Raw genomic sequence first — 24,836 nt, 5'->3', positions numbered from 1 at the left:
GACCCATCCCCACAAGCACCACGGAGCGTTGCGATGAGCCCAGCTGAACCGGTCACAGGTTTGATTCTTTCCGGCGGCGGGGCTCGGGCGGCGTATCAGGTGGGGGTGCTGGCGGCGATTGCTGAATTGTTGCCGCTGGGGGCGGACAATCCGTTTCCGGTGATCGTCGGCACCTCCGCCGGGGCGATCAACGCGGTCAGCCTGGCCAGCGGTGCGACGGATTTTCGCGCGGCCATCGAACGCCTGACGCTGTTCTGGCAAGGCTTTCGCAGCCATCGCGTGTTGCGCAGCGACTGGCCGGGGGTGATCCGTCAGGCCAGTCGTTTTGTCAGTCACAGCCTGCTGGGCATGGGCCGGCAACTGCCGGTGGCGCTGCTCGACAGCTCGCCGCTGCGTCATCTTCTCAACGAAAAACTGCACTTGCCCGGCATCGCCGAGTCCATCGCGCGCAAGCAATTGCACGCGGTGGCAGTGACGGCGTTCGGCTACGAGTCCGGGCAAGCCGTGACCTTCTATCAGGGCGGCGGGACCATCGATTCCTGGTTGCGTCATCGGCGCATCGGTGTGCCGACGCAGTTATCGGTGGAGCACTTGCTGGCCAGTTCGGCGATCCCGCTGTTGTTCGCGCCAGTGAAGATCGGCGATGAATATTTCGGCGATGGCGCGGTGCGACAGTCGGCGCCGATCAGCCCGGCGCTGCACCTGGGCGCGAGCCGGGTGCTGGTGGTGGGCGTCAGCGGCAACCCGCGCGGTTTCGATCCGGCGCAACCGCTGGAGCGTGCTTACACCGGGCAGCAACCGACGCTGGCGCAGATCGGCGGGCACATGCTCAACAGCACCTTCATTGATAGCCTGGAAAGCGATATCGAGCTGCTTCAGCGTCTCAACCAGTTCAGTCATCTGATGCCCGAAGGCACGCCGACCCGCGCGTTGGGTGTGGCGCCGGTGGACGTGCTGGTGATTTCACCCAGCCAGCCGATCGATGAAATTGCGGCGCGGCATCGCCAGGAATTGCCCGCGGCGTTGCGTCTGTTTCTGCGTGGGCCGGGGGCGACCAAAACGAGCGGGGCAGGGGTGTTGAGTTACTTGCTGTTCGAGGCGGGGTATTGCAGCGAATTGATCGATCTGGGCAGGCGCGATGCCTTGGCCAAGCGCGATGAGCTGTGCCGGTTTCTCGGGATTGGCGAGTCGCTGGTTCCGGCCTGAGTTTTGTTGTGCAGCAATCGCTGGCAAGCCAGCTCCCACAGGGATTTGTGTCGTGCACAGAGCCAATGTGAGAGCGAGCCTGCTCGCGAAGGCGCCCGTGAGGACGCCGCCGGATCAGAAGTGGAACTTCACCAGGAAGCTCGTGGTGCTCTGATCGGTCTTGAAATACTGGCTGTCCTTGATCCCGTACTTGTCCGACCAGTAGTCGTACTCGACACCCACATACAACTGCTTCTCGCCAATGTTCAGCGCTTTGCCCAGGTCGTATTTGACCTGTGGGTTGAAGTGCAGGTTGGCGTGGTAATCGCCTTTGGAGTTGGAGTCGTTGTCGACCACCCAGTCCATGAAGCCGTCGATCAGGATGTTCGAGTCGCCGACCGGAATCGTGTAGGACCAGACCGGGGTGATCTGCCAGACGTTGTCACCGGCGCGGGAGCCTTCGGTGTGGCGCTGGTAGAAGTTCAGCTGGAAGTAGTCGAAGCCCGGGATCGCCAGGTCAAAGCCTGGACCGATCAGGTACGACTCGGTATCGCCTTCACCGAATTCGTAGGTCATGGCCAGCAGTACGTCGGTGACCGGACCGAAAGCCAGTTTCTGATCGAAGATCTTGCCGAACGACAGACGCGGGCTGATTTCGCCGTAGTAGGTGTTCGAACCCACACCGCCGTCATCCTTGCCGTTGTAGAAGATCTTGTCGACGAACACGAAGTTGTCGCCGTACTTCCAGGCATCGGCGTGCTCGAAGGTGACGGTCTGCTGAATGCGCGGGTTGACCTGGAAGTCCTTGCCATAGAGGTAGGTCAGGCTGTTGTTCTGCCATTGCAGCAGGCCCTCGGCCATGGCCTGACCCCCTGCCAGCAGCGATCCCGCAAGCATCAGGCTGGTGCACATACGTTTCATTCGGTTGCTCCCAAAGTAGGTGTTCCACGTTTATTTTTTTGAGTCGGCGCTCTGGTGTGGCGCCTTTTTTCATTGCTGCAAAAGTCATCCATCCGGTCAGCTTTCATGCTGTTAGCAAGAGCTGAGCCAAGGCTTTTCGAAAAGCAAAAAAAAGCCCGTCGGCTGCTGAAAAACAGTCGATTAAGCGTGTTTTCGGGATGCCTCGGTACTGACCGAAGCCTGGATAAGTTGGCTTTTCGGTCAGGAATTAAATTCGGGCTTTTTTTTAGACCGAATTCAGGAGGCCGCGGAGAATACTGACTCAACGGCCAGGCCTCAAGTGCCCCGCAACAGAGCACCGACGACAGGTAGGGGGCACGGTTGCGGGCCATCTTAGAAGTGCACCTTGACCAGCAGGCTGGCGGTGTTCTGGTTGGTGTCGAAACTGTGGGTGCTTTCGACGCCGTATTTGTTTTTCCAGTAGCTGTATTCGGTGCCGACGTACACCTGCTTTTCACCCCAGCCGAGGGCTTTGCCCAGGTCGTATTTGATCTGCGGGTTGATGTGCAGGTTGGCGTGATAGGTGCCACGGGAGTTCTGATCGTTGTCGACCACCCAGTCGAGGTAGCCGTCGATAAGCAAATCGGAATTGCCCACGGGAATGCTGTAGGACCAGCCGGGGGTGATCTGCCAGACGCCGTCGCCGGGGCGCGGGCCTTCGGTCTGGCGGCGGTAGAAGTTCAGGGTGAAATAGTTGAAGCCCGGCACCTTGAGGTCGAAGCCGGGGCCGATCAGGTAGGCCTCGCTGTCGCCTTCGCCGTACTCGTAGGTCATGGCCAGCAGTACGTCCTTGATCGGGCCGAATTCCAGCTTTTTGTCGAAGATCTTGCCGAACGACAGGCGCGGGCTGAATTCGCCGTAGAACGCATGGGGCCCTTTGTTGCGGTCTTCCTGGCCGTTGTAGAAAATCTTGTCGATGAACAGGAAGTTGTCGCCGTACTTCCACTTGTCGGCGTGCTCGAACGTCACCGTCTGCTGGATTGACGGGTTGATCGCGAAATTCTTGCCGTACAGGTAGCTCAGGCTGTTGGTCTGCCATAGCAGTAAATCGCCGGCCATGGCTTGCGAGGCGGCCAGCAGGCCGCCGCCCAACAACACGCTGGTTTGAGTCCGGATCATCTGTTGCTCCCTCTTGTTTTTATTGTTTGAGGCAAAGCTGTCGCGAGGGGGCAGGCTTGGGCGAGCCTCCTTTTTTACTCTTCGGATCAGTGCGGGTGTGCGTGGCAGTCGTTGATCGCGGCGCGTTCGGCGCCACCGAGGATGTTGAACAACAGGTTCAGCGTCAGCGCGCTGAGGGTGGCCATGGCGATCCCGCTGTGGGTGATCGGGCTCATCCACAGTGGCAGGTGAGCGAAGAATTCCGGACGCACCACCGGGATCAGCCCCATGCCGATGCTCACCGCCACCAGCAATTGGTTGCGACGGTCGCCGATATCGGCTTCCTGCAGAATCTTGATGCCGGTGGCCGCGACCATGCCGAACATCGCAATCGCCGCGCCACCCAGCACCGCCGGTGGAATCGATGCCACCAGAAACGCCGCTTTTGGCAGCAGGCTCAGGACGATCAGCAGACCGCCGGCGACGATGGTCACCGAACGGCAGCGCACGCCGGTCATCTGCACCAGGCCGATGTTCTGCGCGAAGGAGGAGTGGGTGAAGGTGTTGAAGAAACCGGCGAAGAACGACGCACCGGCATCACACAGCAGGCCGCGACGCAGCATGCGCGGGCAGACTTCCTGACCGGTGATCTTGCCCAGCGCGAGGAACATCCCGGTGGACTCGACGAAGATGATCACCACCACCAAACACATCGACAGAATCGGTGCCAGTTCGAACTTCGGCATGCCGAAATGCAGCGGGGTGACGAACTGAACCCACGGCGCGTTGGCCATGCCGCTCAGGTCGACCATGCCGATGGCGCCGCAGAGCACGTAGCCCAGGCACATGCCGATCAGCACGGAAATGTTGACCCAGAAACCGCGCATGAAGCGGTGGATCAACAGAATGGTGGCCAGCACCAGTGCGGCGATGGCCAGGTAAATCGGTGAACCGAATTGCGCAGCGGCGGCGCCGCCACCGGCCCAGTTCACGGCCACGGGAAACAGCGACAGACCGATCGAGGTGATGACCGTGCCGGTCACCAGCGGAGGGAAGAAGCGTACGACCCTGGACATGAATGGCGCGATGAGCATGCCGAAGAACCCGGCGGCGATGGTCGCGCCGAAGATTCCCTGCAGACCGATGCCGGGCATGCCGGCCATGGCGACCATGCTACCGACGGCGGCGAAACTGGCGCCCATCATCACCGGCATGCGGATGCCCATCGGGCCGATGCCCAAGGACTGCACGATGGTGGCAATGCCGGCGACCAGCAGGTCGGCGTTGATCAGGAAGGCGATTTCTTCACGACTCAGGCCAGCGGCCTGTCCGATGATCAGCGGTACCGCGATGGCGCCGCCGTACATCAGCAGTACATGTTGCAAACCGACCAGGATTAGTTGCAAAAGGGGCAAACGCTGAATGGCGGGTGCGTCGGGGATGCGCGCTTTGGACAGCTCGGACATGCAACACCTCGGATCTTTTTTATTCTTGTGATTGAACAGCTGCCGGGTTGCTCACAGCTGTTTCTTTGCATCAGGTAAACCGCGTGGCGGCTAATCGCTGGCAAGCCAGCTCCCGCACAGGCAGTGCAAAACCCTGTGGGGGCTGGCTTGCCAGCGATGCTTTTACTGCTTAGTTGGTCTGGGCTCCCTGGGCGATCCATGCACCGATCAGGTCACGTTCCTGCTGGGTCATCTGCGTGATGTTGCCCAGTGGCATGATCTGCGTGGTGATGGCTTGCGCCTGGATCCGCGCCGCGTTCTGGCGGATCTGCTCGGGGGTGTCGAACATCACACCGGCCGGTGCAGCGCTGAACAGCGGGCTGGTCGGTTTGGCCGAGTGGCAGACCGCGCAGCGTTCCTGGATCACCGTGTGCACCTTGTCGAACGCAGGGCCGGCGTTGGACGCCTGAGCGGGAGCGGCGGCCGGTGCAGCAGGGGCGGCCGGTTGTGCCGCTTCAGCCGGTTTCGCGCCACCACCCAAAGCCGTTTCCGGCAGCGGCTGGTACTCGATTTTCGCAGGGGCCTTGGCCACGTCCGGAGCGGTCGACATCGGCGCCGGGCCGGTGACGTACGCCAGACTGATCATGCCCACCGCTGCAACCGGCAGGGTCCAGGCAAACTTGTGGCTGTCGTGACGGGTGTTGAAGTAGTGACGCACCAACACTGCCAGCACCGCGATCCCGGCCAGGATCAACCAGTTGTACTGGCTGCCGTAGGTGCTCGGGAAGTGGTTGCTGATCATGATGAACAGCACCGGCAGGGTGAAGTAGTTGTTGTGACGCGAACGCAGCAGGCCTTTGGCCGGCAGGGCGGGATCCGGCGTGCGGTTCTCGGCGATCGCGGCCACCAGTGCGCGCTGCGCCGGCATGATGATGCGGAACACGTTGCCGACCATGATGGTGCCGATGATCGCGCCGACGTGCAGGTACGCACCACGACCGCTGAACACCTTGCTGAAGCCATACGCCGCGCCGATGATCAGCACGAACAGGATGAAGCCGAGCAGGGCAGGTTTTTTGCCCAGAGGCGAATCGCAGAGGAAGTCGTAGATGAACCAGCCGGCGATCAGCGAACCGATGCCGATGGCCACGCCTTCAGGGCCGGTCAGGCCGCTGCCGGGTGCCACGAGGTAGAGCACGGGGTTGGAGTAGAACACCACGCACAGCAGCGCGATCCCCGACATCCAGGTGAAGTAGGCTTCCCATTTGAACCAGTGCAGGTTCTCCGGCATCGACGGAGGGGCCAGTTTGTATTTTTCCAGGTGATAGATACCGCCGCCGTGGATCGCCCACAGATCACCGGCAAGACCGGTTTTCGGGTTGACGCGGTTGAGGTTGTTCTCCAGCCAGACGAAGTAGAACGACGCGCCGATCCAGGCCACGCCAGTGATCATGTGAACCCAGCGCACGCTCAGGTTCAGCCATTCCAACAGATGTGCTTCCACAGTCTTTACCTCTCGCCCGTCACTCTTGTTGTCGAGTGATCGGACCTTCTCTTATTGGTGGGGGGCGAGGATCAAACGCTCATCCTCTTTGAAAAAATGCTCATCGCAGTTGTTGCCTGTGCCACTGCGATCAACCACCAGGAAGTCATCCCGCTTTTCGATCGTCAGCACCGGGTGGTGCCAGACGCCGCGATGGTAATTGATGCCCTGCCTGCCGTTGGTGACGAAGGCGCGGACCAAGCCTGATACAGGTACATCGCCAAGTGGCGCGACCACGATCAGAAAGGGGTTGCCGAGCAACGGAATGAAAGCCTGGCTGCCCAGCGGATGGCGTTCCAGCATGCTGACGGTCAGCGGCATGTCCTGCGCGTCGGCGCGGAAGATGCTGATGATCGCGTTGTCCTCAGGCGTCGCGGTTTCGACCGTCGCCAGTTTGTGGAAGCGCATGGTCGAACCGTTGTTGATCATGAAGTGATCGCTGCCGTCGGTTTCGATCACGTCACCGAAAGGGGCGAAGGCTTCTTTGGTCAGCGGTTCAATCGTCAGTGTGCGCATGCTGTTCTTCTTTTCGTTGAGTGATCGTTCCCACGCTCCGCGTGGGAATGCAGCCCGTGACGCTCCGCGTCACATCCAAAGCGGACGCAGAGCGTCCAGTGATGCATTCCCACGCAGAGCGTGGGAACGATCATTGCGGTGTTATTTAGCGACCTTGCCGAGAACGCGCAGGCGGCTCACACCACCATCCGGGAACACGTTCAGACGGATGTGGGTGATCGGGCCCAGTGCCTTGATCTGCTCGACGAAGGTGTGTTCGGCGTGCATCTCCAGCTTCTGGCTTGGCAGCAGTTCGCGCCAGAACAGCGACTGGGTTTCGATCTGGCTGTCGGTGCCGCCCTTGACGAACGCGCCCTGGATCGAGCAGGTGTCCGGGTAGTTGCCCTTGAAGTGCAGGGTGTCGACGATGATTTTTTCGATCTCGCCCGGGTGGCCCAGCGCGACGATCACCCAGTCATTGCCTGGCGTGCGACGACGTGCGGTTTCCCAGCCGTCGCCCATGTTGATGCCACGGCCCGGATTGAGGATGTTGCTCATGCGGCCGAAGTGTTCGTCGGAGCAGGCGAGGGCGCGGCCACCGTTGAGGGCTGCTGCCAGGTCCACTTGCTCGTTGTCGCCAACAGCCGACCAGTCGCGGAACGGAATGCCGTACACGCGCAGACGGGCCACGCCGCCATCCGGGTAGATGTTGAAGCGCAGGTGGCTGAACGCCTTGTCGTTGCTGATTTCGTGATAGTGGTGGCTGTTGCCTTGCAGTTCGACGGCCGACAGCACTTCAGTCCACTGGGTGTTTTCGTCCGGCTCGCCCGACGCCAGGAAGCAGGCTTCCAGCGAGGCCGATGGCGGGAAGTTGCCGGTGAAGAATGAAGTGTCGATGTCCACGCCTTTGATCGAACCCGGTACGCCCAGGCGGATCACCGCGCTGTCGTAGCCTTCGAAGCGCTTGCGGCGCGATTCCCAGCCGTCCATCCACTTGCCGTTGTCATCGAACACGCCCTCCTTCCACACGGCCGGGGTCGGCTGAAACAGACGATTGGCGTCTGCGAACCAGTCATCGGTGACCGAGATGATTTTGGTGCCCAGACGGGCATCGGCCAGGTTGACGAACTTCTCGAAAGGTACGGCGTAAGCTTTCATTCTTCTTGTCTGCCTTTAAATAAGTGGCTTGGGATGCTTGCAGGGCCCTGGGAAACACAAGCGTTCTAGAGGTTTCTCGGGCCAGGCTCGCTAGAGAGTCAGTAATCGGAACAGGGCGATCTTGTTGATCTCCGCCAGCGCGCATTTGAACTCGGTGTCGACCGGGTTGTGAATGCGCGTTTCGAACGCCGCGAGGATCTGATGCCGGTTGCTGCCTTTTACCGCCATGATGAAGGGAAACTTGAACTTGGCTTTGTAGGCGTCGTTCAGCTCGGTGAAGCGCTGGAACTCTTCGGCCGTGCATTGGTGAATACCGGCGCCAGCCTGTTCATGGGTGCTGGCTTCGGTCAACTCGCCCTGGACGGCAGCTTTGCCGGCCAGGTCCGGGTGAGCGTTGATCAGTGCCAGCTGACTGGCGTGATCGGCGCTCAACAGGATGTCGCTCATGCGCTGGTGCAGGGTTTCGATCTGGTCGATCGATGCGTCCTGGCCCAGGTCGAAGGCCTTCTCGGCCACCCATGGCGAATGTTCGTAGATGTCGGCGAAGGCTTTGACGAAGGCGTCGCGGCTCAGGGTCGACGGTTTCAGGGTTTGAAAGGTGCTCATTTGGCAGCCCCTTGGTACGGGTGGGTTTCGTGCCAGTGACGCGCGATGTCGACGCGGCGGCTGAACCACACCTGTTCATGACTTTTAGCGTATTCGATAAAGCGCTTGAGCGAAGCCAGACGCGCCGGACGGCCGATCAGACGGCAGTGCAGACCGATCGACAGCATCTTCGGCGCTTCGGCGCCTTCGGCATAAAGCACGTCGAACGCATCTTTGAGGTATTCGAAGAAATCGTCGCCCTTGTTGAAACCCTGGACCTGGGTGAAGCGCATGTCGTTGGTGTCCAGGGTGTATGGGATCACCAGGTGCGGCTTGCCGGTCGGGTTGTTCGGTTCCCAATAGGGCAGGTCGTCGTCGTAGGTGTCGCAGTCGTAGAGGAAACCGCCTTCTTCCATCACCAGACGACGAGTGTTCGGGCCGGTGCGACCGGTGTACCAGCCCAGCGGGCGCTCGCCGGTGAGTTCGGTGAGGATGCGGATCGCTTCGAGCATGTGCTCGCGTTCCTGCGCCTCGTCCATGTACTGGTAGTCGATCCAGCGGTAGCCGTGGCTGCAGATCTCGTGACCGGCCTCGACCATCGCGCGGATTACATCCGGGTGACGCTGGGCGGCCATGGCCACGGCGAAGATGGTCAGCGGAATGTCGAATTCCTTGAACAGTTTCAGGATCCGCCAGACGCCGGCGCGGCTGCCATACTCGTAAAGCGATTCCATGCTCATGTTGCGCGCGCCTTGCAGAGGCTGGGCCGCGACCATTTCCGAGAGGAAGGCTTCCGATTCTTTGTCGCCATGCAGGATGTTGCGCTCGCCACCTTCTTCGTAATTGAGTACGAAGGACAGGGCGATCCGGGCATTGCCCGGCCAGTGTGGGTGAGGAGGGTTACTGCCGTAACCGATCAGGTCGCGTGGGTAGTCAGCGCTCACTGCAGTCTTCCTTCTTATTCGTTGACAGATTGTGTGGCGCCTTGAAGATGGGATGGCAGCTGGCGTCACAGCGATGGGCTGATTGTATACAACTTTATTCTCAATTTGTAAGCCTGAATTTTCGCATTTTTCACCGGCCGTCCTCTTTTGCTGATAACGGTGAGAGCCTGCAAGAAATCTGCCTGATCAGTCAGCTAATGGATCAGAGGTTCAATGAATGCATGGTTCGAGGGCTGAGCAGCGGAAAATCGGCGGAGGCTGGGGGCGGGAGGAAAAATGTCGTTTTTATTGTGTACAATTTTTTTGAAAAGTGTCTTAATCAGTCGCTCGCCGCAGCTTTTCGTGCTCCGAAACGGTGCGGTCTCCTTTTCAACTGACTTCGGGAGGCGCGAGGTCTGACTGCTCCACGCAGGCAGGCGCGCAGAATCAATGGGACGTTTGACAACACACGTTTTGGACGCTGCACACGGTTGCCCGGGCAGCTCGATCAAGGTCGAGCTGTACCGCGTTGAAGGTTCGCACCTGGAATTGGTCGCCAGTGCGCTTACCAACAGCGATGGCCGGGTCGATGCGCCGCTGCTGCAAGGCGATGACTACCGTACCGGTGTCTATCAGGTTCAGTTCCACGCCGGCGATTACTACCGCGCCCGTGGCGTCCAGTTGCCGGAGCCGGCATTTCTGGACGTGGTGGTGCTGCGGTTCGGCATCTCTGCCGAACAGGATCACTACCACGTGCCGTTGCTGATCTCGCCTTACAGCTATTCCACCTATCGGGGCAGCTGACCCCCAAGCAGCTGCCCCCACCGGGAAGCGACTGCGCATATAGCTTCTTTGGTCTTTCGCCCGCTCACACTGCGGGCTTTTTTTGCTTGAAATTCGCCGCAGGCTGGCCTTTGGTCTGACGAAGTTTCATTTTAGAGTCTGGAATTTTCGTCCCTGACAATCACGAAAGTTTGCGGATAAGTCGCCAGCGTTTGCGGTCCTCCTCTGAGCCAGACGACCCTTTTTTCGGCATTTGCCTGAATGACTGCCTGTGCCGCCGATGTGCCGACCTGTTCGCCCAGAGAGACACCCCAGCTCTTCGGGTCGAGATTCAAGGGGAGATGGATCTTTTGACCTCTGATGCGGTGCAGGCTCAAAAAGAACAGAAAATCATGTCCTGGCCGATTGAATACGACGGCGGGAAATGACGTCGAAGGGCTGATGTCGAAGACGTTGTAGCCGTTGCGTTTCAGCAGTGCCGCAGTGAAACGTTTCAAGTCCTGGCCCGATTGACTGGGCATGAAGTGACTCCATTCCAGTTTGAATCGGTTGGGGTCGAAATCGAGGCGTTGCAGCGACCCCTCTCCATCAGGTAGCGGCAGCGCCATGAAGCGCGCGTTTTCCGGCTCGAGGGTGATTATCGAGGGCAGCATCAACAACGGGTCCGCAAGCTCGGCTCGCGGGTAGGTGTTGCCGGCTTTCCAGTCGTTGAAGGTTTGGCGCAAGAGAGTCAGTCCGGTGCCGGTTATCCTGTCGGAGCCATTGGCAAGTTCGAACTGACGCTTTGCCACCTGCTGCAGGCAGGTGGCCGACAACTCCGGAAAATGCACGGCAACATAACCTGCAAGCGGTTGCAGGAAGGGCAGTGTGGGATCGATCTCCCAGTGACCGGCGGGAGGTACGCGGATTGCACCGCGAGGCTGTTGCAACAGGTCCGAAGCGAGAACCCTTTCCAGTGATGAATAGTTGTGAATCAGGTGTGTGGGGTTGGTGATGTAAACAATGGGTGTGTCCTCTGCAGGCCCTTGAGGCAACACCATGTATCGTTTGCCATTGATCTGTATATCGTGGGTTGTTCCGGGCGGTGCGTCGATTGCCCACTGCTCCCAGTGGTCGATTGGAGCATCGGGTAGCGGCGCGGGTGAACGAGGAACTGTTGCCGTTGCATCGTCTTTTTCAACGGCAGGCGTTCCTTCGCTCTCTGGTCCAATGTCTTCTTCACGGCGCGCCCGTTTTTCCGGAATGGCAGGCGATTCATCCTGGAGATGGCGAGTGAGGATCAGTTGCGAGGGTTCCGCACCAGTACCGCTCTGCGCCTGGACCTGGCGCCACTGAACAGTGCCTTCGATACGCTCCAGAAGCGGGCCGGAAGCGATGAGTTCGTTGGGTAGGCGTGCCCGTATCCGGTTCTGCGTATCCGTACCGACCAGAACCGTTGCACCGTCGATCAGGTCGACATAGTGATAACGTCCGGATGAGCGCAGCCCGGTTTGTACGTCGGGCTGCGGCAGGCGGTCGACAAGTCGGGGAGCCAGAAAATAGGTGGACATGGGGGGCTCTACATTCAGTCGCGTTATCTGCGTATCGCCGGGCAGGTCAATGATCTCGACCGTGGGTGGCTGAGGCTCCGGCAAGTGCACGGAGCGGTCCGAGCGATGGTCAGGCAAAGGCAGTGCATTGTGGCCGTCCGCATGAATGCGGGGTCCCGGAAGCAGATCCGGTGCCGGAATGCGTGAAGTCGGAGGACTGTCGTGGGAGGCTGTGTCTTTGGCGCGGATAGGGCGTTTGGGGCTCATTGATGGATGTGCTCTTGAAATGAACGAGGCGATTGGAAGACCGACAGTGCGGATCATTGAGGGGAAATGATCGTCAGCCCAGACCCGTTCCGGGTAATACATATGTCTATGCGCACGCATTCGTGATGCCGGATCTTTCCAGTGACGTCAGCGCCAATGACTGACCCGAAACGGCCGGAGGTCGCGGCCCCCGGCCGGTCTGTCATGAACGCTGCACACTGATGGAGGCAAAGCCTTCAATTGACGCTGGATTGTCCGGCCAGAAGCCAGGCCAGGTTCTTCGCTCGCTCCAGCCTTGTCGCGTCATCAAGGGACAGATCTCCCCTCAGCTTCGCGCATTGCGCTCGAAGCGTGTGCAGACCCTGGGCGCTGATCGGAGGGGAGTAATCGAGGGCAATCTTTGCTACCACTTCGAACACATTCATCTGATGGGTACAGTGGTTGATCGTTTTCAGGTCGTCGACGTCCACAAGGCGGGAAACATCGGTATCCAATACCCAGCGACGTTGACTCAGGTGATATGAGAGCGCTCCCGGTGTGCCGTCTTTCATCGATATATTGCGCACGGGGAGTTGAGCGCTCGTCGCGGTGGACCATTCGGCAGGCAGAGGCGTGTCGGGATCGTCGGGAGGGATGAAGAACCTGGCATCGATCGATTCTATATAGATGGCCTCAAAGATCAGATCGACTGCATGCACAATCCCCGAAGCCGTGATCACACGTATCTGATCCACCAGATCTTCGCTGTTGTCGTATTCAGGCAGGTGCACGGTGCATTTCCCAATCAGTAACTGATTGTTGGAGAGCGTTATGTCGACGTGACCCAGGGCTGTCGCGTCCAGCTCCCAGGTCGAGGAGAAGGCGAGCCGTTCAGTCGCCGAGGCCATGGCACCGGGAGTGGACAGGCGCAAGGACATGTCATTGCTGAGGTGAACGAGATAGGTCGATCCATTTCCGCTCAGGGTTTCGATGGCGGTCTGGGCGGTCGGGAGCGAGAACCTGACACACCGTGCCTGGTCGCCCAGCGGGTGTGGGGTATTGTCGAGGGGACGCAAATAGAGATGCTCTCCTTCCCGAGGTGTCAGGGTAATCGCCTTCGCCCTTTGCGAATGACCGATACCGTAATTCGATAGATGGTCGTCCGCGATGGGAGGCACGTGCAGGCGATAAGAAACCCCATCGTTCAGGATCAGCACGAATGAGTGATTGAGCATCATGAGAGGGCGGGTCAGGCCATTGTTTATCCGTCCAGGGCTGCGCCACCAGGAGCTGGCAAGATTGTTGATCGACAGGCTTTTCTCACCGAAAAAAAGCTTCAGGTTGCAATTCCTGTACATGATGTTTTTGAGTTCACCTTCCGCGAGGACTTCGATGTTGTAAGTCGCCAGGACATTCGAAAGTTCCACGCTGGAGAAATCAAGGTACACAGTGGTCAGAAAACTGTTCTTTTGTTCTGTGACCGTCAGAGTGGTGTGCTGGTTGTTTCGTGAAATCCAATAGTGGGTGTTTTTATCCTGAGGGACGGTAATGTCCGAGGAGTGGAGGATGGCCGGGAGCTCGCGCGTGCCTTGCTGCAACATGGAAACCTGAATCTGTGAAGCAGGCGCGTATTGCGAGTCAATAATGATTTCCGGGAGTTCAGGTATCCAGCGGAAGCCATCCCTGGTGATGAACGTCAGCTTTCCCCCCCTCAGTTTTTGTGTTCGATTGTCAGTCCAGTCGTAAAGATTGGTCAGGCGCACGTATCTTTTTTTGTCGTCATCGAGATCGAACCCCGAAGTGACGATCAAGTCTGCATTTTTGATTTCCCAGCTTTCAATCAGATCCGATCGCCAGTCCAGCACGATGAAACTCTCGTCTGTACCTTCCTCGTGAATCACTACGTTGCCGGGTAAATGGGAAAGCGCATAAGTGTCTTTGCCGGGGCCGCCACGAATTGATGCAAAGGGGCTGAGCACGTAGATCTGGTCATCGCCGGCTCCGGCATCGACATGATCCTTGCCACGAGCCTTGATGATGTTTGGCCCGTCGGTACCGATCACCTCGTTGTTCGATCCTGCAAGGGTGTCGATGTTCTCGATATTGCGCAGCATGCTGTGCAGAATCAGTCCGTCTGCTTTATCCGGTTCGACCTTTACAAACATCTCGCCTTGCTTCAGATCGATTTTGTAGCCAAAGCGCTCTTCGTGTCCGGCAGGAAACGTTCCGGTCAGTTTCAGGCTGTCGCTTCCCGCGCCTCCATCCAGTTCGCCGATCAGGCCGGAATGGTCTTTTGTTTGCAGCAGATCGGCGGCCCCCTCAAAGACGAATTCGTCGTCCTGTTTGCCTCCGTCCAGAAACTTCGGACCCAGCCTGTAATAGAAGTTGTTGGGTTTATTCGTCACTCCCTGCACGGTGTCGAAACCGCCACCGAGAAACCAAAGAATGTTCTTGAGTTCCGATGATGCTCCGAGGACGGAGCCTTTGGTATTTTCCGTGACGCCGGCACGTGCATCGATAGTGTCGTTGTCATCGACGATTCTAGGGCGCTTGATGGTTTTGTACTGAGGGTTTTCCGGGGTCGAGTGGTAGGTGGGGATCTGAATCGACTCGACTTCGACGTGAAATCTGCCGTTGATGACAGCCTCGGTATGGTCTTTCAGATCTTCGTCGAGCAATTTTCTGGCGGAGGCTTGCAGCTGCCGGGCATGTTGAGCGGCGGCCCTGGCAATGATATGGCGATTTTCGACGCTTTCATCCGGGCTGATTCCCCAGAATGCAAACCAGCCTGTGCGCAATCGTTCTTCGGTTGTCAGGGTGATGTAATCGTCGATGTCATCGACCACGTTGATGGCCGCCCAGATACGCGAACCGGCGACCAGCAGCAGGCCAGCCACCAGCCCTATAGGGCCGGCAGAGGAAAAACCGGCCAGAGCCGCGGTGCCCAGCAGTACGGTCATCGCCGCGCTGGTCACACTCAAGCCAGCGTTTACGTAATGATTGACAGCCTCTTTACCCGTGGCTTTGGCTGCTGCATTGAATGAATCCACCGCGCTGATGATATCGAAAGGGAGGGTCAAGGCTCCGCCGATCAAGCCGCCCCCCCGGCCCAGTTTCAATGCAAAGCTGGTGTGTGCGAAGCCCTTGTAGGCGCTTTGTCCGGCCTTGAGCATCTGGGTGGCTTTGTGAGTGACCGCCAGGTCCACTGCAATCGAAGTGATATCTGCTGTATAGGCAGCGCTGTTGAAGATGATCCCGTAGGAATCCTTGTTTTTCACTGCATCCTGGAGCCCGCAAAGTCCACTGTAGATACCAAACGCCTGGAGGCCAATGCCGGTGCCGGCCATGGTGCGGCTTGCGGTACGGTTTGCCCATTTAGGAAGGGGCTCGGACATATGCGCATGTCGAATGTCCAGTTTCTGTGCCGAGACTAGAAGTTGCTTCAACTTGGTCAGATAACCATCGGTGTCGGCGTGGATATCGATATTGTTATTCAGCAGCGTGGGCGACGTCAGCGGTCGTCGGCTGGCAATTTCAAACAGCAGCGCAGTCAGCGAGTAATCATCATCGCTGACGGACGTTTTCATACGAGCGTTGATTTTAACTGGATCAAACTGCAAACCATCGATGAACTTTCTACTTGGAGTGCGGAAAAAAGTGTTTTTTCCATCCAGAACTTGGCCGTCAAGGGTGGCACCCAATGCGTCGAGAGATCTTCGGGTTATGTAGAAGTTGCCGATCCGAAGAGGACCATATACTTGGTCGACAACTTTTAACTCTGATGTTTTGCGTTTTGATTCAGAAGGTTTCCCGGTATTGCTTTGGTGTTCTTCGAAATCAATCGTGGAGGCGGGTTTGGGGTAGGAAGTTAGTTCAATGTCCGAAATGTCTACTGAATTATGGTTGATGGTGGAGTCGAGTATTAGCGTTGCCATAGAACATCCTTGTTCTTGCGTGGTTATGTATTTACTGCTCCATGGTAGTTAAAGAAATTCAATTTTGTATATCCGCAGGCTATTGCGGTGTGTTGCAGATGGCTTGAGTTGTTGTACTCGAATCAACCGTCGTTTTTTGCTGCCATCCAGAAATTCAATTTATGGTCCTGGATGGCATTATCGATCACTGTGTTATTCAGTGCCCGCTCAACAGTGAAGCAGCTCCGGCACCGCCGAACAATCCGGCGCTGATGCGGTTGAACCAACTCTGGCCCTTGCCGCTGCGCAGATACCGCGCGGCGCCGTGGGCACCGAGGCCGTAGGTCAATTTGCACAGCAGGTCGAGCAACGTCCAGGTGGCGATCATCACCAGCAGTTGCGGCAGGAACGGTTGCTCGGCGCTGAGGAATTGCGGCAGAAATGCGGCGAAAAACAAAATGTCTTTCGGATTGCTCGCGCCCAGCACGAAGGCCCGGCTGAACAATGCGCGGAATTTCGGAACCGGTGCGGCCTGAGGCACTTCGGCCCCCACCGACGGCTGACGCGACTGCTGCCAGCTCTGCCAGGCGAGGTAGAACAGGTAGATCGCGCCGATGATTTTCAGGGCGCTGAACAGTTTTTCGGACGCCAGCAACAGGGCGCCCAGCCCCAGCGCCGAGGCACTGAGCAGGCAGATCGAGGCGAACACGCCGCCAAGGAACGCCGGGTACGAACGCCGCAGGCCATAATTCAGACTGTTGCTGATCATCAGCAACGACAGCGGCCCCGGAATCAGGATCACCACCAGCGCAGCGCCGCTGAACAGCAGCCAGGTTTCCAGACTCATCACTTGCTCCTTTTTATGGTTATCAAGAATGTGCAAAAGCCCCACCCGGTGGGGTGAGGCTGTTTTGAAGCGTGAACCGCGTAGCGCTTACAGGAAGATGAACTTGGCGATGAAAATCGCGCAGAGCACCCACAGGCTGACGGAGATCTCTTTGTATTTACCGGTGCCGGCCTTCAGCGCGACATAGGTAATGAAGCCCAGCGCGATACCGTCGGCGACCGAGAAGGTCAGCGGCATCATGATCGCGGTGACGATGGCCGGAATGCTGTCGGTCGCTTCGTCCCATTCGATGTGCGCCATGCCGCCCATCATCAGCATCGCTACGTAAATCAGTGCGCCGGCGGTGGCATAGGCGGGAATCATGCCGGCCAGCGGTGCAAAGAACATCGCGGCTATAAATAGCACACCCACGGTGACGGCGGTAAGACCAGTCCGACCACCAGCCGCTACACCGGCGGCACTTTCCACGTAGCTGGTGACCGGCGGAACACCGACGACCGCGCCGAAAACGCTGGAGGCGGAGTCGGCTTTCATTGCGCGGGAGAGGTTTTCGATACGCCCGTCAGCGTTCACCAGATTGGCGCGCTGGGCGACGCCCATCAGGGTGCCGGCGGTGTCGAACATGTGTACGAAGAGGAAGGCCAGTACCACGCTGATCATGCTGACGTTGAAGACGCCGGCGACGTTCATGGCCATGAAGGTTGGCGCCAGGCTTGGCGGGGCGGACATGATGCCCTCGTAGTGCACCAGACCAATCCCCCAGCCCGCGAGGGTCACAGTGATGATGCTGATGAGGATCGCGCCGAATACTTTGTGGTAGCTGAGGATCGCGATCATCAGGAAGCAGATGGCGGCGAGCAGCGGGCCGGGTTCACGCAGCGAGCCGAGCTTGATCAGAGTCGCCGGACTATCGACGACGATGCCGGCGGTTTTCAGGCCGATCAGCCCGAGGAACAGACCCACACCGGCGCCCATCGCATAGCGCAGGCTGACCGGGATGCTGTTGAGCAGCCATTCGCGGATCCGCGAAAAGGTCAGGATCATGAACAGCACGCCCGAGACGAACACCGCGCCGAGGGCGGTTTCCCAGTTGTAGCCCATGGTGCCGACCACGGTGTAGGTGAAGAACGCGTTGAGGCCCATGCCTGGCGCCAGGCCCACCGGCCAGTTGGCGTAGAGGCCCATCAGCAGGCAGCCCAGCGCGGCGGCGATACAGGTGGCGACGAAGGCTGCACCGTGATCGATCCCGGCATCGGCCATGATGTTCGGGTTGACGAAGATGATGTAGGCCATGGTGATGAAGGTTGTCAGACCGGCAATCAGCTCGGTCTTCACCGTGGTGCCATGCAAGCTGAGTTTGAAGATGCGCTCAAGCAGGCCAGTGCGTAACGGCGGCGAGAGTTCCAGCGTCGATGCTTCGGATTTGCGGCTTTCCACAGCGAGTACTCCTCAAGAGTTTTATTGTTATTTCCAGGACCGGACCCATGAGGGGTGGCAGCGGCCCTTTGAGGCATACGCGAATTTGTTGACCATGCGGTCAGGAACTCGCACGCTGTGGATTATGCTTTTGTGTACAAATAAAGCAAATATTGTTTTTGGTTTTGTAGACGAAAAGACTGGTGATCGAGCTATATCACTCGGTTGGGCGATTGGTTCCCAGCGCCAGATTGACCGCCAGCCAGCCGTTGACCGCCGTTTCGCCGGCTTCGGCAAAGACGCGCTCAAGCAATTTCACCTGTTCACGACGCAGCGCCTGTTCAAGTTTCGCGCCTTCAGCGGTCAGCTCCAGCAGGCGTTTGCGTTTGTCAGTCTCGGACGCCACGCTGTCCACCAGATGCATTTCCTGCAATTGCCGCAACGGCATGTTCAGCGCCTGCTTGCTGACGCCGAGCAGCGCGAGCAACTCCTTGACGCTCAGGTTCGGATAGCGGGCGATGAAAAACACAATGCGTTGATGCACTCGGGACAAGCCCCGACGTTCGAGCATCTCATCGGCTTTGGCGGTGAACGCCTGGTAACCGAAGAAAAATGCTTCCATGGCTTGTTGCTGGCTGGCGCAGTTTTTAAGGTCAAGCATATTGACGTTTCCAGGGAGGGTGTCGTAATTTCAGTCAACAAGTTTGACTCATATTTCCCATGCCTCGCTAGCGGTGACTTCCATGGCTTTTTCCGAACGTGTCTCGCGCCTCAAAAGTTCTCTGATCCGTGAAATCCTTGCCGCGGCCCAGCGCCCGGAGGTCATGTCTTTCGCCGGCGGGCTGCCTGCCGAAGCGATGCTGCCGAAGGTAGAGTGGGCCGACATGCCGCTATCTCTCGGCCAGTACGGCATGAGCGAAGGCGAGCCGGCATTGCGCGAAGCGCTGGCAGCAGAGGCGAGGGCGCTGGGTTTGCCGTGTGAGGCGAGCCAGGTGCTGGTGGTCAGTGGTTCCCAGCAAACCCTCGACCTGGCGGCCAAGCTCTACATCGACAAGGGCACCGAAATCCTGCTCGAAGCGCCGACCTATCTGGCGGCCTTGCAGATCTTCCAGCTGTTCGGCGCCGCTTGCCTGACCGTGCCGCTGGAGGCTGACGGCCCGAACCTTGCGCAATTGCGTCAGCGTCTGGAGCAGCATCGTCCGGCGTTCATCTATTTGATTCCGACCTTCCAGAACCCGTCCGCTGTGCGCTACAGCGAAGCCAAACGCGCGGCCGTTGCGGCATTGCTCGACGAATTCGGCGTGACCCTGATCGAAGACGAGCCCTACCGCGAGCTGACCTTCGACGGCGGCAGCGCCCAGCCGATTGCCGGACGCCTGAAGAAATCCAGCTGGATCTACACCGGCACCGTGTCGAAAACCCTGTTGCCGGGTCTGCGCGTCGGCTACCTGATCGCCAGTCCGGACCTGTTTCCGCATCTGCTCAAACTCAAGCAGTCGGCGGATCTGCACACCAACCGCATCGGCCAGTGGCAGGCGCTGCAGTGGATCGGCAGTGAGAAATATCAGCAGCACTTGAGTGAATTGCGCGGCTTCTACCGTCAGCGCCGCGACGCCTTTCAAGCGGCGCTGGAAACCCATTTCGCCGATCTGGCGGACTGGAACACGCCGCAGGGCGGGCTGTTTTTCTGGCTGACTCTGAAGCAACCGCTGGACACCCGCACGTTGCTGAACACCGCGCTGGCCAACGATGTGGCGTTCATGCCCGGGGAGCCGTTCTTCCCCGAGCCGGATCGCAATCCCGGGCATCTGCGCCTGAACTTCAGTCACATCGACCCGGCCCGACTGGACGAAGGGCTCAAACACCTGGCAGCGGTGGTGCGCCAGGCCCAGGCCGCGCAGGCGGCATAAAAAAACCGGCCGTCAGGCCGGTTTTTTTTGATTCAGACTGCGGCGAACCGCTTGTTCAGATACTCGATGATGGTGTTGGACTCATACATCCAGGTGGTCTGGCCGTTCTCTTCGATGCGCAGGCACGGCACCTTGATCTTGCCGCCCTGTTCCAGCAGGGTCTGGCGATCCTGCTCGTTGTTCTTCGCATCCTTCAGGGCCACCGGAACGTTCAGGCGACGCAGGCTGCGGCGGGTCTTCACGCAGAACGGGCAGGCGTGGAACTGATACAGGGTCAGGTTCCTGGCGGCGGCATCAACCTGAGCCTGGGCAGCGGCGGGGCGCTGCTTCTTGCCCGGGCGGGTCAGAAAGTCCACGAAGATGATCAGTTGGCCGAGGCCGACACGAAGCGCTTTGACGAACACGTTACAAGCCTCACAGGGACATTGAAGAAGGCGCGCAGCTTACCCGATTTTTCACGGACGAAAAAAAACCGGCGCTCAACGCCGGTTTTTTTCTGTCACGAGTTACTTGATCAGGCTGAGAAACTCGCTGCGGGTCGCCGCGTTTTCACGGAACTCACCGAGCATCACCGAAGTGATCATCGACGAATTCTGTTTCTCCACACCGCGCATCATCATGCACATGTGCTTGGCCTCGATCACCACGGCCACGCCCAGCGCGCCGGTGACCTGCTGGACCGCATCGGCGATCTGGCGGCTGAGGTTTTCCTGAATCTGCAGGCGACGGGCGTACATGTCGACGATCCGCGCGACCTTCGACAGGCCCAACACTTTGCCGCTCGGGATGTACGCGACGTGGGCCTTGCCGATGAACGGCAGCAGGTGGTGTTCGCACAACGAGTACAGCTCGATGTCCTTGACCAGCACCATTTCGCTGTTGTCGGAGCTGAACAGGGCACCGTTGGTGACCTCTTCGAGCGTCTGTTCATAACCGCGGCAGAGGTACTGCATGGCTTTGGCGGCACGCTTTGGCGTGTCGAGCAGGCCCTCGCGGGAGACGTCCTCGCCCAGTTGGCCGAGAATCGCGGTGTAATTCTGTTCCAGGGACATGAAACTACCTGTGGGGATTTTCGCAAAGGGCAAGGGTACGGTGGCGGACACGACCCTGCAAGTTCGGTGTGACGGGATTATTCGTCGCGGCCTTCCATCATGGTGCGTTTGAGCATCACATACACGGCGCCGGCGCCGCCATGTTTAGCCTGGCACGAGCAGAAACCCAGCACTTGCGCATGCTGGCGCAGCCAGGTGTTGACGTGGCTTTTGATCATCGGCCGCTTGCCGTCCAGGCGCACAGCCTTGCCGTGAGTAACGCGCACGCAGCGGATTTCGAATTTGGTCGCTTCGGCGAGAAACGCCCAGAGGGTTTCGCGGGCTTTTTCTACGCTCATGCCGTGCAGGTCGAGGCTGCCTTCGAACGGGATCTGCCCGATCTTGAGCTTGCGCATCTGGCTTTCCTGCACGCCGTCGCGGGCCCACATCAGCTCGTCTTCGGGACCTACGTCAATCACGAACTGATCGGACAGGCCGTCAACGGTGGTGGTGTCGGTGCGCACGGTGGCGGACTGGCGCAGCTTGGCGATCCGGTCTCGGTCAGCCTTGGGTTTGCCGGTGTCGGCGCGGTCGTGCTTGATCGGCTTGACGCCTTGGATCGCACTTTTGAACAGGGAAAAATCGTCGTCTTGCATGTCAGCCTCCGCGAAGGGCGGCCAGTTTACCCAAACAGACACAAAACGGCCCGGCAAAAAGCCAGGCCGTCGATCAATCGTGTTTTTTCATCAGGTGCGGGGACATGTTCAATTCCCGCGATTGCCGTGCGCGACGCCGGCAACGACGCCACAGGGCCACGCCGAAATACAGGAACAGCAGGCCGACTGCGAGAATGATCGCCGAGCCGAGCGGTGTTGCGTTCAGGTCGCCGAGCGCCGGTGGGCGCCCCAGCAGGCTGGCGGCCCCGGCCATCGCCAGCAGCACGCCGAACGTCGCCAGTATGGCCGCGATCGCCGCGCCGAATCGAAATCGCCAGTTGCTTTGGCCTTTGGGCCGCAAGCGGCGTGCGTCAAATCCATCGGATAACTTCATTCCGACCTTCCTCAATGGGTATCGGCCCTTCGACCGGGAGTTGACCGGGTTGTTCCTGAGGCTAGGGTAATTGAAGCAAATGCGAGGTTTTTGCAGATGAGCGGCGGGCTGAGCCGCTCATTTACGGAAGATCAGATCAGATCCTGGGTCAGGGCGAGGGTAGCGAAGTTGTCAGCCATGATCGCCATTTCCGCTTCCTGCACCTGTTCGGCGCTGAGCACGCGGCCCTTGAATGGCAGATCGCGGGTGGCACAGGCATCTTCGACCAGGGTGCAGCGGAAACCCAGGTTCTTCGCCGCGCGCACGGTGGTGCTGACGCTGGAATGGCTCATGAAACCGCAGACGATCAAGTCCAGCGAGCCGATGGTTTGCAGACGATCGTAGAGTTCGGTGCCGTGAAAGGCGCTCGGCAGCAACTTGCCGATGATGGTTTCATCGCCCTGGGGTTCCAGGCCGGGGATGAACTCGCCGCGTTCGCCCTGCGGGTCGAACAGACCGCCGACGGTGCCGAGGTGGCGCACGTGCACGATCGGCCGGCCGGCCGCGCGGGCGGCGGCAACCAGTTGTTTGATGTTCGCGACAGCCGCGTCCATGCCGCTCAGGGCCAGCGGGCCGCTGAGGTACTCTTTCTGGGCATCGATGATGACCACGGTGGCATGGCTCAACGTGGCCGCTGCGTAACCGCGACCGCTGAGTTGAAACATCGTTTTTGGAACGGACATTCTGGGGCTCCTTCGGGTGGGGCTTTTGCGACATTGTCCTCTGGCTGAGCGGTTCTGTGAATCGCTACCATCGTAGACACCGTCGTTGCTGGCCTGCAGCCTTGTCAAGTTACACGATCTGTTCAATAGCCGAGGGGAAAATCGGAAGAGTCCTACCGTCGCCTCGGAATCTTTCCTGCGTCGTCGCGGCGCGTTTTGGCTGCTAGAATCGCCAGTCGTTTTTTCTGGAGTTCTGCCCCGTGATCACTTCCCGACTTCGTACCCTGCGCGACCACATCCGTTGGGCCGTCAGCCGCTTCCATGGGGAGGATCTGTTTTTCGGCCATGGCACCGACAATGCCTGGGACGAAGCCCGGCAGCTAGTGCTCGGTGCCTTGCACCTGCCGTGGGAAATCGCCGACAGCTATCTGGATTGCGCGCTGGAGGACGATGAGCTGGTCAATCTTCAGCGCCTGCTCAAGCGCCGCATCGAAGAGCGCATTCCGACCGCTTACCTGCTGGGCGAAGCCTGGTTCTGCGGCATGTCGTTCATCGTCGATGAGCGTGTGCTGATCCCGCGCTCGCCGATTGGCGAACTGATCGAAAACCGTTTTGCCCCATGGATCGGCGACGAGCCGGCGCGGATTCTCGACCTGTGCACCGGCTCCGGTTGCATCGGCATCGCGTGCGCCTACGAGTTCCAGAACGCCGAAGTGGTGCTGGCGGATCTGTCATTCGAAGCGCTGGAAGTGGCGAACCAGAACATCGAGCGTCATGGCGTCGATGAGCGTGTGTTCACTGTGCAGGGCGATGGTTTCGATGGTCTGCCGGGTCAACGTTTCGACCTGATCGTGTCGAACCCGCCCTACGTCGATGCGGAAGATTTCGCCGACATGCCGGACGAATATCAGCACGAGCCGGAACTCGGTCTGGCTTGCGGCGACGATGGTTTGAACCTGGTGCGCCGGATGCTCGCCGAAGCGGCGGATCACCTGACAGAGAAGGGTTTATTGATTGTCGAGGTGGGCAACAGCCAGGTCCACGTCGAGGCGCTGTACCCGGAAGTCGATTTCGCCTGGCTGGAGTTCGAGCGCGGCGGGCATGGCGTGTTCATGCTGACCGCCGAACAGTGCCGCGCCCATCAGGCACTGTTCGCCTCCCGCGTCTGACCTGAACCGATCGTTCCCACCTCGGTGGGAACGATCATGGTCTTAGCGGTGCGTTGCAATCCAGATCAGCAACCCGGCCTGAAACACCGCAAACGCCACCAGACAGGTAATGGTGAACCGCAACCCGGCGTCTTCACGTTTGAACTTGCTGACCTTGTCTTCCTGCTTCTTCAGCTTCACTTCCTGCTCGGCCAGATTCTGCTCGGCCTGCTGCAGCATTTGCGCAGCTTCGAGAATTTCGACGATCTGCAGCTTTTCGCTGTTCCAGTCGCCCAGCAAGTCACCGACCTTTACTTCCTTGACGCTGCCCTTCAAATGCTGGGCGTCGGCGTAAACCACATCAAAGCCGTGCACCCGCAGAAAGTGATCGCGGCGCAGGCGAGTGTCTTCGTTCAGCGCGTCCTTGTTGTTCAAGTCCATGCCGTCGACGGTGTAGGTGGGCCAGCGTTTTTTCGCCCAGTTGATGCCCTGGGCAGCCATGAAACGGCCGATGCCACGGTTCATCGGTTCGATCTGCAGACCGCTGTCCGGGCCGAAATGCACGCGTTTGGTCGTGTGGTCGACCCACACGTCCAGGTGATTCTGTTCTTTGCGTACACGCTGAGCAGGCAACTTGATCGCCATGCGCATCAGGCTGTGTTCTTTGCCGTTGCGCTCGGCGTAACCGAATTCAACGAAGCGCAGCGGCCGTCCGCCGGTGTTGCGGTCGGTCTGCAACGGCGCCAGGCGGAGCATCTTGTGGTGCTCGACGTGGACATCCGCCCATGGCAGCTCGACCGCTGGCGGTGCGTCTTTTTCAGCGGTGGTGTCGGTTGAAGTCTGGGTATCAGTCATAACGGCGAGATCCT

Annotated in this window: 23 protein-coding genes; 4 read left to right on the top strand and 19 right to left on the bottom strand. The window is 59.1% G+C overall.

The annotated features are described in order from the left end of the window. Positions 1-33: 33 nt before the first annotated feature. Positions 34-1,206: a patatin-like phospholipase family protein gene (locus BMZ46_RS11035; protein ID WP_039769886.1), complete on the top strand. Its 1,173-nt coding sequence runs from the start codon at positions 34-36 to the stop codon at positions 1,204-1,206. Positions 1,207-1,320: 114 nt separating this feature from the next. On the opposite strand, the gene BMZ46_RS11030 is transcribed toward BMZ46_RS11035, so the two are convergent. The 8 genes from BMZ46_RS11030 to puuE form a co-directional block, all read right to left on the bottom strand. After that, positions 1,321-2,106 carry an outer membrane protein OmpK gene (locus BMZ46_RS11030; RefSeq protein ID WP_074687593.1) on the bottom strand — a complete coding sequence of 262 codons (786 nt, stop codon included), beginning with the start codon at positions 2,104-2,106 and terminating at the stop codon, positions 1,321-1,323. 372 nt (positions 2,107-2,478) lie between these two features. Further along, positions 2,479-3,264, bottom strand: a complete 786-nt coding sequence (locus tag BMZ46_RS11025; protein WP_074687594.1) for an outer membrane protein OmpK — start codon at positions 3,262-3,264, stop codon at positions 2,479-2,481. An 86-nt stretch (positions 3,265-3,350) separates the two neighbouring features. Next, positions 3,351-4,709, bottom strand: coding sequence for a nucleobase:cation symporter-2 family protein (locus BMZ46_RS11020; RefSeq protein WP_039769891.1), 1,359 nt, complete (start codon positions 4,707-4,709; stop codon positions 3,351-3,353). Positions 4,710-4,878: 169 nt separating this feature from the next. After that, positions 4,879-6,192, bottom strand: a complete 1,314-nt coding sequence (locus BMZ46_RS11015; RefSeq protein ID WP_074687595.1) for a urate hydroxylase PuuD — start codon at positions 6,190-6,192, stop codon at positions 4,879-4,881. A 51-nt stretch (positions 6,193-6,243) separates the two neighbouring features. Continuing rightward, a complete protein-coding gene (locus tag BMZ46_RS11010; RefSeq protein ID WP_027613342.1) occupies positions 6,244-6,747 on the bottom strand; it encodes an ureidoglycolate lyase in 504 nt (167 codons plus the stop codon). 141 nt (positions 6,748-6,888) lie between these two features. After that, on the bottom strand, positions 6,889-7,884 hold the full coding sequence (gene alc / locus BMZ46_RS11005) for an allantoicase (protein WP_007960036.1): 996 nt from the start codon (positions 7,882-7,884) through the stop codon (positions 6,889-6,891). A 90-nt stretch (positions 7,885-7,974) separates the two neighbouring features. After that, positions 7,975-8,490, bottom strand: coding sequence for a 2-oxo-4-hydroxy-4-carboxy-5-ureidoimidazoline decarboxylase (gene uraD, locus BMZ46_RS11000; RefSeq protein WP_039769895.1), 516 nt, complete (start codon positions 8,488-8,490; stop codon positions 7,975-7,977). Beyond that, positions 8,487-9,413 carry an allantoinase PuuE gene (puuE, locus tag BMZ46_RS10995; protein WP_039769896.1) on the bottom strand — a complete coding sequence of 309 codons (927 nt, stop codon included), beginning with the start codon at positions 9,411-9,413 and terminating at the stop codon, positions 8,487-8,489. The genes uraD and puuE overlap by 4 nt, the downstream gene beginning before the upstream one ends. Positions 9,414-9,842: 429 nt before the next feature. Between puuE and uraH the strand changes: the two genes are divergently transcribed. After that, on the top strand, positions 9,843-10,196 hold the full coding sequence (gene uraH / locus BMZ46_RS10990) for a hydroxyisourate hydrolase (protein ID WP_011333195.1): 354 nt from the start codon (positions 9,843-9,845) through the stop codon (positions 10,194-10,196). Positions 10,197-10,327: 131 nt separating this feature from the next. On the opposite strand, the gene BMZ46_RS10985 is transcribed toward uraH, so the two are convergent. The 5 genes from BMZ46_RS10985 to BMZ46_RS10965 form a co-directional block, all read right to left on the bottom strand. Further along, positions 10,328-11,725, bottom strand: a complete 1,398-nt coding sequence (locus BMZ46_RS10985) for a hypothetical protein (RefSeq protein ID WP_085666678.1) — start codon at positions 11,723-11,725, stop codon at positions 10,328-10,330. Between the two features lie 482 nt (positions 11,726-12,207). Continuing rightward, a complete protein-coding gene (locus BMZ46_RS10980; protein ID WP_074687598.1) occupies positions 12,208-15,885 on the bottom strand; it encodes a hypothetical protein in 3,678 nt (1,225 codons plus the stop codon). Positions 15,886-16,081: 196 nt separating this feature from the next. Then, positions 16,082-16,711 (bottom strand): LysE family translocator, encoded by a 630-nt coding sequence (locus tag BMZ46_RS10975; RefSeq protein WP_074687599.1) that lies wholly within the window; start codon positions 16,709-16,711, stop codon positions 16,082-16,084. Between the two features lie 87 nt (positions 16,712-16,798). Continuing rightward, positions 16,799-18,148: an NCS2 family permease gene (locus BMZ46_RS10970; RefSeq protein WP_039769903.1), complete on the bottom strand. Its 1,350-nt coding sequence runs from the start codon at positions 18,146-18,148 to the stop codon at positions 16,799-16,801. Positions 18,149-18,344: 196 nt separating this feature from the next. After that, positions 18,345-18,788, bottom strand: coding sequence for a MarR family winged helix-turn-helix transcriptional regulator (locus tag BMZ46_RS10965; protein ID WP_074687600.1), 444 nt, complete (start codon positions 18,786-18,788; stop codon positions 18,345-18,347). 82 nt (positions 18,789-18,870) lie between these two features. Here BMZ46_RS10965 and BMZ46_RS10960 point away from each other — a divergent pair, with 82 nt between their 5' ends. Continuing rightward, positions 18,871-20,037 (top strand): aminotransferase-like domain-containing protein, encoded by a 1,167-nt coding sequence (locus BMZ46_RS10960; RefSeq protein ID WP_074687601.1) that lies wholly within the window; start codon positions 18,871-18,873, stop codon positions 20,035-20,037. A 32-nt stretch (positions 20,038-20,069) separates the two neighbouring features. Here BMZ46_RS10960 and BMZ46_RS10955 read toward each other — a convergent pair whose 3' ends face one another. The 5 genes from BMZ46_RS10955 to BMZ46_RS10935 all read right to left on the bottom strand — a co-directional run bounded on the left by BMZ46_RS10955 (position 20,070) and on the right by BMZ46_RS10935 (position 22,840). Beyond that, on the bottom strand, positions 20,070-20,441 hold the full coding sequence (locus BMZ46_RS10955; RefSeq protein ID WP_074687602.1) for a glutaredoxin family protein: 372 nt from the start codon (positions 20,439-20,441) through the stop codon (positions 20,070-20,072). A gap of 102 nt (positions 20,442-20,543) precedes the next feature. Beyond that, positions 20,544-21,089, bottom strand: a complete 546-nt coding sequence (gene folE, locus BMZ46_RS10950; RefSeq protein WP_003204506.1) for a GTP cyclohydrolase I FolE — start codon at positions 21,087-21,089, stop codon at positions 20,544-20,546. Positions 21,090-21,166: 77 nt separating this feature from the next. Continuing rightward, positions 21,167-21,724 (bottom strand): Smr/MutS family protein, encoded by a 558-nt coding sequence (locus BMZ46_RS10945; RefSeq protein ID WP_039769915.1) that lies wholly within the window; start codon positions 21,722-21,724, stop codon positions 21,167-21,169. Positions 21,725-21,797: 73 nt separating this feature from the next. Next, the gene (locus BMZ46_RS10940; RefSeq protein ID WP_007960009.1) at positions 21,798-22,118 is read right to left on the bottom strand and encodes a hypothetical protein; all 321 of its coding nucleotides are present in this window, start codon (positions 22,116-22,118) and stop codon (positions 21,798-21,800) included. A 131-nt stretch (positions 22,119-22,249) separates the two neighbouring features. Continuing rightward, complete coding sequence (locus BMZ46_RS10935; RefSeq protein WP_011333204.1) at positions 22,250-22,840, bottom strand: cysteine hydrolase family protein; 591 nt, start codon at positions 22,838-22,840, stop codon at positions 22,250-22,252. A 239-nt stretch (positions 22,841-23,079) separates the two neighbouring features. On the opposite strand from BMZ46_RS10935, the gene prmB reads away from it, so the two are divergent. After that, positions 23,080-23,988, top strand: a complete 909-nt coding sequence (gene prmB, locus BMZ46_RS10930) for a 50S ribosomal protein L3 N(5)-glutamine methyltransferase (protein WP_007960007.1) — start codon at positions 23,080-23,082, stop codon at positions 23,986-23,988. 42 nt (positions 23,989-24,030) lie between these two features. Here prmB and BMZ46_RS10925 read toward each other — a convergent pair whose 3' ends face one another. Beyond that, complete coding sequence (locus BMZ46_RS10925) at positions 24,031-24,822, bottom strand: hypothetical protein (RefSeq protein WP_039769917.1); 792 nt, start codon at positions 24,820-24,822, stop codon at positions 24,031-24,033. Positions 24,823-24,836 lie beyond the last annotated feature (14 nt).

This window comes from Pseudomonas sp. NFIX49, assembly GCF_900115915.1.
GTDB lineage: Bacteria > Pseudomonadota > Gammaproteobacteria > Pseudomonadales > Pseudomonadaceae > Aquipseudomonas > Aquipseudomonas pharyngis.
The sequence above is the reverse complement of the archived record's forward strand: the minus strand, read 5'-3'. Positions and strand labels throughout refer to the sequence as shown.